Raw genomic sequence first — 12775 nt, 5'->3', positions numbered from 1 at the left:
CAGCCTGGGGACGGCGTATTTAGTCGTCAATTTTTATTCCGCCCATAAATTCAAACGATGCTACGATATCGACTTTCATGACGAAGAAGATCAGAAAATCTAAATCTTTTCAACGTGCTGCGAATGCGCCAAACTTGCCTGATACGGCATTCAGGTTTATTTGTTATTTTGTGAACCAGTTTCGCTGGTGGTATTTATTAATGGTAATTTTGGAGATAATGCACGCAACCTGCGGCATTATGTTGCCTTATGCCATTGGCGAGATTATTCGCAGTGTGACGCGATCGCCTAATAACAATCAGCAAATTTTTGAGATAGTGAGTCAACCGCTGATGCTATTCACCGCTTTAAGCATTGGTGAAGTGGTATTCGGGCGATCGGCTGGACTGTTGCAAACTATCCTTCATCCCATCCACCGACAACACATCGTCAGATCTCTATACGCCTACTTGCAACATCACTCTCATCGCTATATGAGCAGTAGTTTTGCTGGGGCTTTAGCACATCGCATCGGTGAAACTTCTCTGGGTGTAACCCAAACGATGCAAATGCTGATTACGGAATTTATGTCCGTAATTGTTGTGTATATAGTTGCTGCGATTTTACTATATCGTGCTTATCCGCCGCTGGCGGCATTTGTCGGCGTGTGGGCTGTTCTCTTCATTAGTATTTCGTTTTGGTTAGCTACTCGCTGCCGAACTTACTCCCGCAACGCCGCCGCCGCCAGAAGTGAAACTACTGGTATGATTGTCGATTCGGTGACAAATCTCAGCAGTAGTCGGCTGTTTGCTCGTTTGGGTTTTGAACGACGCTATTTGAATGACCAATTAAAGCGCGAACTCAAACAGGTGAGAAAGTCCAACTGGTATTCAGAGCGAATTCGCTGGTTTCAGTTCATCTTCGCAGCTATTCTGAAAATCGGTACTTTGTATTACTCTCTCACTCTTTGGAGTCAAGGAATAATTGCTACGGCTGATTTTGTTGTCGCAACTAGTTTGTCATTATTAATCATCAGTGAAGCGCGGAATTTAAGCCGAAGGTTTTTAGAATTTTTTGAACATATCGGGAATATTGCCAATGGTGTATCGACAATTGTCCAACCCCATGAGTTAATTGACCGAGATCAAGCGATCGCTCATCCCATCACCCAAGGTAAAATCGAGTTTCGCCAAGTCAATTTCAACTATACAGAAGGAAAGAAAGTATTTGACAATCTTTCGATCACCATTCAACCAGGTGAGCGCGTCGGCTTGGTAGGGTTTTCTGGTTCGGGAAAATCCACCTTTGTAAATTTGATTTTGCGTTTGTTTGACCCCCAATCAGGACAAATTTTGATTGATGGGGTGGAGATTCAAGATATGACTCAAGATGCTCTACACGCTCAGATCAGCTTGATTCCTCAAGATCCGGCTTTGTTCCATCGCACATTGATGGAAAATATTCGTTATGGGCGATTGGAAGCAACTGACGAAGAAGTGGTTGAAGCCGCACGCAAAGCTTATGCTCACGATTTCATCAGCCAAATTCGGGAAGGCTATGATTCTCTGGTGGGTGAACGCGGTGTCAAACTTTCGGGAGGGCAAAGACAAAGAATTGTGATCGCACGAGTTATCCTCAAAGATGCACCAATCCTCATTTTAGATGAGGCTACTTCCAGTCTCGATTCCATCACCGAAAGAGCAATTCAAGACACCCTAGATTTGGCGATGAATGGCAAAACAGTCATCGTCGTCGCGCATCGTCTCTCAACAATTGCCCATTTAGACCGCATTTTGGTATTTGACCAAGGTCGGATTGTCGAAGATGGTACTCACGCCAAATTGTTGGCACGCAGCGGGGCTTACTACAGACTATGGAAAATGCAAGCTGGTGGATTCCTCCCTGTAGAAGCCAGCAATAAAAATGTATCTGACCTGCAAATTAAATCGTTGTGATTGAATAATTCACGCCGTGTGCAACTTTATCTCACATCTAACCCCCAACCCCTTCCCTACAAGGGAAGGGGAGCAAGAATCAAAGCCTCTCACCGTTGCGGGGAGAGGAATGGAAGTGGGGTTTCAAAAATAAGTCGCACATCGCGTTAATTCAGCACAGAATAGGCTACGTATGCCTTGACTAAAAAACCTGCTAATCTTAAATACAAGATTAGCAGGCTAGGGATTTTATCAATCGGAGCGGCGGGATTCGAACCCACGACCTCCACTACCCCAAAGTGGCGCGCTACCAAGCTGCGCTACGCCCCGGTCAGAATTATCATTCTATCGTAAAGCTGTAGGATAATCAAGGGGCAAGTTCAAAAAACTTTCAGCATTCCCGCAGCTTGCAACAAACCAGGTATAGCAGAGGCGTTCCATCTACCTTCCGCACAGCGTCCTGTATTGAGGATGAAGCGCAGACCATATTCATGGGGATAACCTTCTACTTCCATCCATAATAAATCGCTTTCGGCTTCACAAGCAATCTTTTCTTCATCCATTAACTCGGCGGCGAGTTGTTTCATCGTGTCTGCTAACTGCGCTAACAAACGGCAAAATTCATTCAACTCAGCTTCAGTTAACTCAATCGCCCAATCATCCGTACCCACTAACCCTTTATATTCTGCTGCATTCTGGTTCCAACCAATTCGCCAACCAGAACCGCTTTTAATTAGACGTTCCATCTGCAAATTTTAGATTGTAAATTCAAAATCACTTCAGGAGGTCTGCACCGCCTGTTTGGGGTTTTTGGGGAGTGCTGGAAGTTGTCGGAGTAGGTTGATTGCTAGTATTTGGGGAATTGGGATTAAAGATGTTGACTAAGGTTTGAACTAAAGCATCTCGTTGACGACGACTGAGGCGGGTAATGGCAGCGCGATCGCCTTCTATGGGATTTTCGCGTAATGTATCATTACCTGGATAGGTGGTGTCATACATAATTTCATTCGCACCCAGATAATCAGCCAATGTTAGCTTCCAGTCTAGGCGATAAATAGGCGATCGCTCTTTTACATAAACGTGATAACGAATCAGGCGATTAGCTAAAGTGTTAGTCTGTGCAACTTTGCCAGTTTCTTTGTTGACGTAGGCGTTTTCTTTGGGCAGGTCGGGTAATTGCTGATATACTAACTGCCAAACATCAGAAGGACTGATTCTTTGAGCTACAGCAGGCTGAATACCCAAGAAACTAGACTGGTGTAATTGACTTGTGCCTAAACTCACAACAAGCCCACCCACAACCAACAACATTATTAATGCTGAATTAAACTTCACAACCATCAGCGGGATAATTGAGCAACGCAGAATTATTTTCTTTTTTAATTAACAAAAAAATTTGAGATAAAGGTGCAATCATACAAATACTCAGGTACTCAGCACCTTCACCCCAGGACTACTTTTACATTTCACCTATAATTTCTGGCTGAGTTAATTCATCAGACATTTCGATGATTGCTCTTAAAACAGGCTTCATCATAATATCTTCAGAACTTTCAAAATCTTCGTAACGCCGACGCTTGGCTCGATTTGCCACCTGAACCGTGATGCGGTAGCGATTCGAGGCTGCACTAATTAAATCCTCGGCACGGTGCATAATCTGAGATTGGGTTGTCTCGAACTTAGAACGCTTGAGCATAGTTAATGGTTCTGGGGGACATTCCCCAGTTTAGCAGTACTATAGGAATCCGACTTGATGATGGAGGGAATAGGAAATAGGGGACAGGGGACAGGGGACAGGAAAAGAAGTAACAGAGGTGTACTGAGTTTTTTTCTCCAAATCAAATATGATTCCTAATATTGGTTTTATACTCAGCACTCAGCACTCAGCACTCAGCACTCAACACTCAGCACTCAACACTTTGCTATATATTGTCAGCGGCCTCTCTATTGATAGAGGTGCATAACTTGGTATCAATTTATAACTAATTTGTAAGACTACCTGAATATCATAATGGCCAATCTTTTAGAAACTGCTGTGAATGCAGGCAATTTCACCACTTTAATAGAAGCTGCTAAGGCTGCACAAATTATCGATACTCTCCAAAGCCCTAACTTTTTTACAGTCTTTGCACCTACAGATGAGGCCTTTGCCAAACTACCAGCAGGAACCTTAGACGCGCTACTACAAGATACTGCCAAACTGAAGAAAATTGTTAGCTATCATGTTGCTTTTGGCGATGTTAGATCTGATGACTTAGTGCAGATTCAAGAAGCAGAGACACTTGAGGGATCTGTTTTAGCAATTGAGTCTGCTAACGGAGGTTTTAAAGTCAATGATGCCAACATCCTGAAAACAGATATTCTGGCAGATAATGGTGTGATTCATGTAATTGATGCAGTTTTGATGCCTGCGATGGTGGCTGGACATTGAGAAATTAGGGAGTAATATCAAGTCTGCTTGATTACTTATAAAAACCGAAAAACCCCACCTCTCCCCTCTACCGTGTACACACAAGTCAAAAATTTGCCGTCTGAAACCGTATCTCGCCTAGAAGTTCCAGGTTTATAGCCAAAGTCCACCCTTTGTGGACTGGAAGACATTTTTGGTTGAGTCATCTTCAGATGACTTTGGCTATGAGACTCGGAATTCATTCCGAGGCGGGACAGATGCACTCAACGAACATTTGTGTGTACACCGTAGCTTTCCAAGGGGGGTAAGAATTATCACTAAAATTACAGCTAAACACTTTTAGAGGATGTCTGAAAACTTTTTGGTGTTGTATTTGAGACTTGTAGATCCCCCTAAATCCCCCTTAAAAAGGGGGACTTTGATTCATTTTCCCCCTTTTTTAAGGGGGGCTAGGGGGGATCAAGCACAAGATTTAATACTTCTCAGACATCCTCTTAAAACAACCCCTTACACCCAATCTCCACAGAAAATTTTGTACGTAACTACTTATGCTGTGTGATTGATCGCCTTTACCAGTGGGAATCATAACAAAAATTCACTAAGGTAAAGAGCCTATGGCTTACCAAAATATCACCGCCTCCCTTTCTCCAGAAGATATCCAAGAAATCAAAGCCGCCTTTGCAACCATTCAGGCAAAGTTGCCGTTTCTGGTAACGCTGAGTGTCGAAGAACGACGCAAGTTATTTAAAATGGGCGATAAAAGCCTCGCTTTCGTCAACAATAGCCTGACTGCTGCCCAATCTAACCGCGACATTTTACCAGCCAGCTTTGATGTTGATGAATTTGTCCGGGATTATCAACTAGCCGCCACCCTCACCGAATTGTTAATTGGGTTGCGACAACTGACAGAACAAGTCGATGATACTTTATTGGCAGTTGGCAGCGAAGCAATGGGAAGCAGTTTAACAGTTTATGATTACGTCAAGACTGCGGCGAAGAAAACACCAGGGTTAAAAACTGTTGCTGAACAATTGGGCGAACGGTTTAAAGCAATGAAAGCTAAACCTGCGAAAGCTGCATCTAATTCATAAGTTGTAGGGGCGAACGGCTGTCTTGATTGTCAAGAGTAACGAATAACATCGTAGGGGCAAACGGCCGTTTGCCCCTACATTCGGGGAAAAATAAAAATATTTGATTGAATAGCTAATCGATTAAAAGGCAAGAACAAAAATGAACGAGTGTTTAATACTGGCGTGAGAGTCTTTGATACTCGTGAGCGAGTCTTTGATACTGGCGTGAGAGTGTTTAATACTCGTGAGCGAGTCTTTGATACTGGTGCGAGAGTCTTTGATACTCGTGGGCGAGTGTTTGATACTGGCGTGAGAGTGTTTGATACTCGTGCGAGAGTCTTTAATACTGGTGAACGAGTCTTTGATACTGGCGTGAGAGTGTTTAATACTCGTGAATGAGTCTTTGATACTCGTGAATGAGTCTTTAATACTGGCGCGAGAGTGTTTGATACTCACGGGCGAGTATTAGAAATTCGTAAATGAACTTGAGTTTGATGAACCTCTCCCCAACCCCTCTCCGACGCGGAGAGGGGCAGAAATATTCCTCGTTTTACACAAAAAATAGGAGTTTCAAAGCCTCTCTCCTTGCAGGGGAGAGGTTTGGAGAGGGGTTTTCATATCCGCCGAATTCACGTCAAACTAAATCCGATTTTTTCACTACGAATCAGGAATTACAAATTGCCAGCCTGATATTATACCGATAACCCCGTGTAATCTGCCAGCTTACCCCAAATATGCTGCTAACTCACCGCCGCACCCGCAAACCTTCCCCTTTTATCCTGTATCCTTTAGCCTTCATCCTTTCCTTTTTTCTCACCTTGACTTGGGTGAGCGCTAAAGAACCACCCAAACCCAAGCCAGAAGCATGGCAGATTAACAGCATAGTAGCCTCCCTTGACGACAGCTACCTCAAAGTGAAGCAATATCGACTAAGGCGTGATAACATTCAGCTTCAACATTTTTGGTCAGGATAAAGACAAATTTCTTGTGGCGAACTTCGGGCAACAATATATTCCATCACTTCCTGCCCACAATTAACCGGACAATGCACGACACCAGTTTTAATATAGAGGAAATCGCCTGCTTTGATATCTACAAATGTATCATTCTCAACACCTATCAAAACTCTGCACGTTCCCGTAATAATGTATATCGCAGTCTCAAAAGGATGGTAGTGTGGGGTTGCACCTGCTCCTGGAGGAATTATGCCGTGAGCCATACTAAGGTGCTTCGATCCGACAGTTTCTTCAGTTACACCCCAGCCTCGAACATAGCCATGATCTGTATCACAAATTCTTTCTGGCTCCTGAACAACTACAACACTACTCACTTGCTGTGAGATGCAAGTATCTAAAATTTCAGAACTCATAAACTATCACCCTAAAGACTATACTATTCAAAAGAAATTAGTCGTTAGATTTCTTAACATCTCAGACTCTAAATAAGAATACAAGGACAGTTAAGACAGTTAAAAAAATATTTATTTAGGAGCGATATTCTAGTTATTCATTGCCTAAAAGAGAAGCTGATACCTCATCAGAGAAATGCCCAAAACCCTGATGATTGCAAAGAATAGTTATTAAACATTGTCTAAATTGGCTCAAACTAGGCAATGTTGATTCATAACTAATAAGTACCGTATAGCTAAAAGCTGAAAACCTTTTCAAGTAAGGATTTTCAGCTATATGGCAGAATTTTTTGTGAATCGTTGCACTACCCAAGCTTGGGTCGCGTCAGTCTGGCAACGATGCTTGAGTAGGTCATCTTGTCTTGCTGCCGACAACCACCGTATTGTCCCAAACGTCGCCGTACAGCCAGTTGCCTCGCGCATTTTGGTCGCTACTGGTGTAGTATTCCTGCCACGCGATCAGGAGTTCATCGACCGTAAGCTGTCCGTTGCCGTTGCTGTCGAGCTTCTGGAAAGCTAGCTGGCTGTTCGCCGCCTTACAGCCAAAAGCTTGGTGGAATTTGGCGAACTCACTTTGTTCGAGGAAACCGTTGTCGTCTCGATCGCAGATTGTGAAAATCGCTTTTGCAAGGGGATGGAAGGCTGATTTATAGGCTTCTGAATCTTCGGCGAAGGACTTTAAGCCATTGCGCCATTCCTCCGGAGTCACTTGGCCATCGTTATCAACATCCATCTTGGCTTGTACATGAGTCCAAAAGTGTTCAAACGTTTGGAACAGTTTCTGTGTTTTGGGGCTGCCCATAGGCTCGCCGAGATAAGTAGCAACACGAGCGGCGAGAGCGAGTACATCGGCTTGTTCTAGAACGCCGTTACCGTTCACGTCAGCATGAGTAAAACAAACATCGAATTTTCGATCCAACAAATCTTGAGTTTCAACAAGAGGCATATTTAATCTCCGTTATATGAAATGTTGTATCAACTTTGCTGTTCAACTATTCCGCGCGGATGAACTTATTTGAGAGTATTTCACAATATTTTATTTAAAACAAGGAAAGTTAAGACAGTTAAGACAGTTAAGAAAAAATATAAAATAAATCGTAACCGCTCAGGGGGGTTGAAGTTATAGACCTGATCTTCGCCTACCCGAAATTTCCCCAAGTCCAAGCCATCTTCTTCTGGAACCCTTGGGTACGCCGCATTTTAGGCGTGGGCTACGTCGGCTTTCTCCTCACCTGGGTTCCCTTTTTCCGCCGCAAATTATTTGAACCTTTCAAACCTTCCCTACTAGCCGATGCCGGGTTAGATAACTTTCATGACGAATCATATTTCCCAGAGTCTCAAGTCAAAGTCCCCGTTTCTGGCGACATCCTCCCAGTTACCGCCGCCCTCCCCAAAATTCACGGGCAAATTATCTTAGAAGGAGATTCCGGCTTAGGCAAGTCGATGTTTCTCCGCCATCTGCTGACAAACTCCCAGCGCATTATCGTTTACCTCCCCGCCCAAAAATGCCATAAGGGTGTAATTGAAGCGGTTCAAGACAAGCTACACGGCCAAGCCCAAGATGCCAACTTCCTGAAAAACCTGATTTACAGTGGTGCAATAGACATCTGCATCGACGGACTCAACGAAGTCACCGCCGACACTAGGGCGAAAATCTGCCAATTTGTCGAAAGCTATTTCCGGGGCAACATTATTATGACTACCCAGCCCCTAGAGTGGACACCACCCTCCACCGCCAAAACCTACGAACTAAAGCCTTTAGAACAAACCCAAATTCAAGAGTTTTTGCTTTCCCGCCAGCCGCTACTACCCAAAGATGCGAAAATTCAAGGTGCTGATTACACCCAAGCCTGCACCAACTATTTAACAGAAGTCCTCAAAGACCAGCAAGCCCAAGAAGAGTTAGATGCTGTCCGGCGCATTCTTTCCAACCCAATGGATTTAAATGTAGTCGCGCTGATGTTATCCCAAGGCAAACATCCCAACTTATTCCGCCTGCAAGAACAGCAATACAATCTAATAGCGGCAGAATACCTGAAGGAATGGAATCAGGAATTTCCGTTAAAAAAATTCGCCACCGCCGTCTACGAAATGCGACTGCAAGACAAACAAGCTTTACCCGCCGATGAATTTTATCAAGTTGTCAAATCTTTAGAAGACGAGAAATACAAAATGGTTGTCAGCCGTCAATGGCAAGATGAAAAAGGCGAACCCAAGCAAGAATGGTATTTCCGCCACGATAAAATCATGGACTTTTTCTTAGTGCATAACTTCCTGGGCGAAAGTGATGAAGCGGAAGGATTATTAGTTGATAGAATGGGCGACCCCCGTTTTCGTGGTGTGTACTTCTTGTTAGCCAGCTTACTCCCGTTAGATGCAGCTAAGGAATTGCGGGAAAAGTTGATTCAATACGCGGCGGATACTAAAGACAATACGGTGAGTAATACCTTTGTGCAGTTGTTACGAACTCGGTAAGCATATAAGCTATTCAGCGCCTAATTTGCAGTGTAGACCACATGGGAGTAGAGGAGAGAATTTTTAACATCACCCCCAGCCCCTCTCCTACGAGGATATGGTGTACACACAAATAAATTTCGTTGAGTGCATCTGTCCCGCCTCGGAATCAATTCCGAGTCTCATAGCGCAAGTCATCTGAAGATGACTGAACTAAAAATATCTTCCAGTCCACGCTTTGTGGACTTTGGCTATGAGCCTGGAACTTTAGTTCTAGGCGGGATGTGGTTAAACACGAAAATTTGCGACTTGTGTGTACACGGCTACGAGGAGAGGGGAGTAAAATCCACGTTATGTTTAAGCCAAAATACAACCAGTACGGGGAGGAACTGTGAGAGAAAGCTGTTTAGTTTCTCCGGCGTTATTCCACTCGTATTCTGCGTAGCCGAATAAAAGCTTGCTGGGTTGAGTTGGCAAACTAGTAATATCTATGTTTGCTATAGCTGATCCTGTACCAGTATTCACCGCAATGATTAATTCTTCTGTGCCTAAAGTGCGAGCAAAAACGTATAGTGTTCCTTGGGCATAAAGAACTTGATAATCTCCTATCCGCAAAGCTGGGTAAGCATGACGAATGTCAATTAATTGGCGGTGAATTTGGAGAATTTCTTGATCCCAATTCGCTTCTAAGGGAAAGCTGCGCCGGGAGTCGGGATCTATTGCACCGGGTAAACCCACTTCATCACCATAATAAATACTCGGCGCACCCGGAAAGGTGAGTAACAGTAAAGTTGATAATTCAATGCTGGCTTTATCACCACCTGCAATAGTCATTAAACGGGCGGTATCGTGACTAGCAAGTAAGTTGAGTTGCGTTAGCTGAATGTCCCAAGGGTAGAATTGCAGTAGTTCTTGGATTTTTGTGGCGTACTCAGCCGCAAATAAAGGTGGATAAGGTTGATAGTCTCGACTTTGGACTTGTTCTAAGACTACGCGATCGCCTGCGGTAAAGGCAATTGTCGGCCCAGCAAATAAATAATTCATCACGCCGTCAAATTGCGTCCCATCTAACCACTCGCGGGAATCTCCCCAGACTTCGCCCACAATATAAGCTTCGGGGTTAATGGCTTTGACTCGCTCTCGAAATTCTTGCCAAAAACCAGGAGTTTTAATTTCAAATGGCACATCTAACCGCCAGCCATCAATGCCGAGTTTAATCCAATATTCGGCAATTTCCATGATGTATTCTCTCACTTCTGGGTTGTCGTGGTTAAAGGCTGGCAAAGCTCGATTATCCGCCCAACCCTCATAATTAGCTGGAAAATCACCATTGTAAGCAGACAGCGGCCAGCCATGAATTTTAAACCAATTCATCCAAGGCGAATGAGGGCCATTTTCCAACACATCATGGAAAAAGAAAAACCCGCGACTTGAATGATTAAACACTCCATCCAAAACTACTTTAATATTCCGTTGATGGGCTGCTTCTAACAATTCTTTAAACGCCTCATTTCCTCCCAACAACGGATCAACTTGGTAATAATCGTGAGTGTGATAACGGTGATTACTAGCCGATTGAAAAATTGGCGTGAAATAAATCGCGTTAATTCCTAAACCTTGGATATAGTCTAATTCCTCAATAATGCCCCACAAATCGCCGCCTTTATAACCTTGGAGTGTGGGCATTGCTTCCCAATCTTCCCAACGGGCTTCATGTAACAATCGTTTACGCGGCTGTTTGCTTCTAGCAAAGCGATCGGGAAAGATTTGGTAAAAAACCGCGTGCTTAACCCAGTCTGGTGTTTGAACTTGCATAGGTAATTATTTGTATCTTTAGGAGAGATTGTGGCAAATATTTCTACAGTTATGACTCTCACCTATGATGGAGAAATACCAAAGAGTTTAATGCGAATTTTAGATTTTAAATTTTAGATTGTAGCGTTACTTAGCTTAATTTTTACGAGAAATACCCACCTAAGTTTGTTCACGCAGAGACGCAGAGGTGTAGAGAATCCGAGTCTAGTAGGGGGCTTGATCGCAATTCTCTAAAATCTTGATACACATACAAGCTACTATCGTTGAAGGTGAAACTTTATTTAACAATGTGGCTGCTTGAGTCTTATTCAACCTGATTTTGCAAGTATATTAGACAGTTTCACTCACGTTAGTAGGGGGAATTCAACAACTACTATTTATCTCTTTAGATGATTGCGTTGCGGCTGATAAGTTGACACACAATTCGAGGGTTGATGATTTGGGTCGATTTTTAACTGTAACTTTGGAGTTTCAGCTTCAGGCTGTTCACTATCTCTTCGACTTTTCCCACAACCTATTATTTTGGTAACGGTATTGATTAAAAAACTTATAATTTAAGATTCACAACTCAGCGCTTTCAGAATATGAAATTCATCGATCAAGTAGAAATTCAAGTTGAAGCAGGTAAAGGTGGCGATGGTATTGTCGCCTTCCGCCGAGAAAAGTATGTCCCTGCGGGTGGCCCCTCTGGCGGAAATGGTGGACGGGGTGGTTCTGTGATTTTTAAGGCTGTAGAAAGCCTCCAAACCCTATTAGACTTTAGATATAACCATCTTTTTAAGGCAGAAAACGGTGGTCGAGGCGGCCCTAATAACCGCACTGGCGCATCTGGCGAAGATTTAATCATCGAAGTTCCCTGCGGGACAACAATTTATGATGCCGAAACTGATGACATCATTGGCGATTTAATTAAACCTGAACAAACTCTAGTAATTGCTGAAGGCGGTAAAGGTGGGCTAGGAAATCAGTATTTCTTAAGTAACCGCAACCGCGCCCCAGAATACGCCCTCCCTGGTTTAGAAGGGGAAAGAAAAATGCTCCGTCTGGAGTTGAAACTATTAGCAGAAGTTGGAATTATTGGATTGCCAAACGCAGGTAAATCAACCTTAATTTCTTCTTTATCTGCTGCGCGACCAAAAATTGCCGATTATCCTTTCACTACCCTGGTGCCAAATTTGGGTGTAGTGCGAAAACCTAGTGGTGATGGTACAGTTTTTGCCGACATTCCCGGACTGATTGAAGGCGCAGCCGAAGGCGCAGGTTTAGGACATGATTTTTTACGTCACATTGAGCGCACACGAGTGCTATTACACTTGATTGATGCAACTAGTGATGATGTCATCAGAGATTACAATACAATTCAACAAGAGTTGGAAGCTTATGGACGAGGTTTAGCAAATCGTCCGCAAATTTTAGCACTGAATAAAATTGATGCAGTTGATAGAGAAGAAGTTGATTTAGAAGCACTATCCACCCAATTAAATCATCTTGGTGATGCTCCGGTTTTTGTGATTTCTGCGGTTACGCGTACTGGCTTAGACCCAATGTTACAGGAACTTTGGGGAATTCTCGATCAAATGAATGCTGTTGAAGCAGAGCAAGTCTTGAGTTGAGTTAACTTAAAATAAAACAACAGATATACTCAGATAAATTATCTGTGTCTATCTGCGGTTAATTACGCATTATTTGGGCTTTTGTTAAAAGT

At 43.4% G+C, this 12775-nt stretch carries 12 protein-coding genes, 1 tRNA gene and 1 pseudogene; 7 read left to right on the top strand and 7 right to left on the bottom strand.

Features of this window, described 5'->3' with window-relative positions:
* Positions 1–77: 77 nt before the first annotated feature.
* Entirely contained in the window at positions 78–1934 is a 1857-nt protein-coding gene (locus IQ244_RS14745; RefSeq protein WP_193895239.1) for an ABC transporter ATP-binding protein, read from the top strand.
* Between the two features lie 235 nt (positions 1935–2169).
* On the opposite strand, the gene IQ244_RS14740 is transcribed toward IQ244_RS14745, so the two are convergent.
* From IQ244_RS14740 to IQ244_RS14725, 4 genes are all read right to left on the bottom strand, one after another.
* Positions 2170–2243 (bottom strand) — tRNA-Pro (locus tag IQ244_RS14740).
* Between the two features lie 50 nt (positions 2244–2293).
* On the bottom strand, positions 2294–2659 hold the full coding sequence (locus IQ244_RS14735; protein ID WP_193895237.1) for a DUF1818 family protein: 366 nt from the start codon (positions 2657–2659) through the stop codon (positions 2294–2296).
* Between the two features lie 28 nt (positions 2660–2687).
* Positions 2688–3254 carry a hypothetical protein gene (locus IQ244_RS14730; protein WP_193895235.1) on the bottom strand — a complete coding sequence of 189 codons (567 nt, stop codon included), beginning with the start codon at positions 3252–3254 and terminating at the stop codon, positions 2688–2690.
* A 118-nt stretch (positions 3255–3372) separates the two neighbouring features.
* Positions 3373–3609, bottom strand: coding sequence for a DNA-directed RNA polymerase subunit omega (locus tag IQ244_RS14725; RefSeq protein ID WP_015114011.1), 237 nt, complete (start codon positions 3607–3609; stop codon positions 3373–3375).
* 315 nt (positions 3610–3924) lie between these two features.
* Here IQ244_RS14725 and IQ244_RS14720 point away from each other — a divergent pair, with 315 nt between their 5' ends.
* From IQ244_RS14720 to IQ244_RS14705, 4 genes are all read left to right on the top strand, one after another.
* Positions 3925–4344, top strand: coding sequence for a fasciclin domain-containing protein (locus IQ244_RS14720; RefSeq protein WP_193895233.1), 420 nt, complete (start codon positions 3925–3927; stop codon positions 4342–4344).
* 593 nt (positions 4345–4937) lie between these two features.
* Positions 4938–5414, top strand: a complete 477-nt coding sequence (locus tag IQ244_RS14715) for a hypothetical protein (protein WP_193895231.1) — start codon at positions 4938–4940, stop codon at positions 5412–5414.
* A 147-nt stretch (positions 5415–5561) separates the two neighbouring features.
* On the top strand, positions 5562–5792 hold the full coding sequence (locus IQ244_RS14710; protein ID WP_193895228.1) for a hypothetical protein: 231 nt from the start codon (positions 5562–5564) through the stop codon (positions 5790–5792).
* Between the two features lie 335 nt (positions 5793–6127).
* Entirely contained in the window at positions 6128–6367 is a 240-nt protein-coding gene (locus tag IQ244_RS14705) for a hypothetical protein (protein ID WP_193895226.1), read from the top strand.
* Here the strand turns inward: IQ244_RS14705 and IQ244_RS14700 are convergent.
* Both IQ244_RS14700 and IQ244_RS14695 read right to left on the bottom strand, forming a co-directional pair.
* The gene (locus IQ244_RS14700) at positions 6346–6762 is read right to left on the bottom strand and encodes a cupin domain-containing protein (RefSeq protein ID WP_193895224.1); all 417 of its coding nucleotides are present in this window, start codon (positions 6760–6762) and stop codon (positions 6346–6348) included. The two genes, IQ244_RS14705 and IQ244_RS14700, sit on opposite strands and share 22 nt — an antisense overlap.
* A gap of 391 nt (positions 6763–7153) precedes the next feature.
* Positions 7154–7747 carry an EF-hand domain-containing protein gene (locus IQ244_RS14695; RefSeq protein WP_193895222.1) on the bottom strand — a complete coding sequence of 198 codons (594 nt, stop codon included), beginning with the start codon at positions 7745–7747 and terminating at the stop codon, positions 7154–7156.
* 182 nt (positions 7748–7929) lie between these two features.
* Between IQ244_RS14695 and IQ244_RS14690 the strand changes: the two are divergent.
* A pseudogene (locus tag IQ244_RS14690) lies at positions 7930–9276 on the top strand (NACHT domain-containing protein); the annotation flags it as partial.
* A gap of 336 nt (positions 9277–9612) precedes the next feature.
* On the opposite strand, the gene IQ244_RS14685 reads toward IQ244_RS14690, so the two are convergent.
* Positions 9613–11070, bottom strand: coding sequence for a glycoside hydrolase family 13 protein (locus IQ244_RS14685; protein ID WP_193895220.1), 1458 nt, complete (start codon positions 11068–11070; stop codon positions 9613–9615).
* Between the two features lie 584 nt (positions 11071–11654).
* Between IQ244_RS14685 and obgE the strand changes: the two genes are divergently transcribed.
* On the top strand, positions 11655–12683 hold the full coding sequence (obgE, locus tag IQ244_RS14680; protein ID WP_193895218.1) for a GTPase ObgE: 1029 nt from the start codon (positions 11655–11657) through the stop codon (positions 12681–12683).
* Positions 12684–12775: the final 92 nt, after the last annotated feature.

The organism is Nostoc sp. LEGE 06077, assembly GCF_015207705.1.
GTDB lineage: Bacteria > Cyanobacteriota > Cyanobacteriia > Cyanobacteriales > Nostocaceae > Nostoc_B.
The sequence above is the reverse complement of the archived record's forward strand: the minus strand, read 5'-3'. Positions and strand labels throughout refer to the sequence as shown.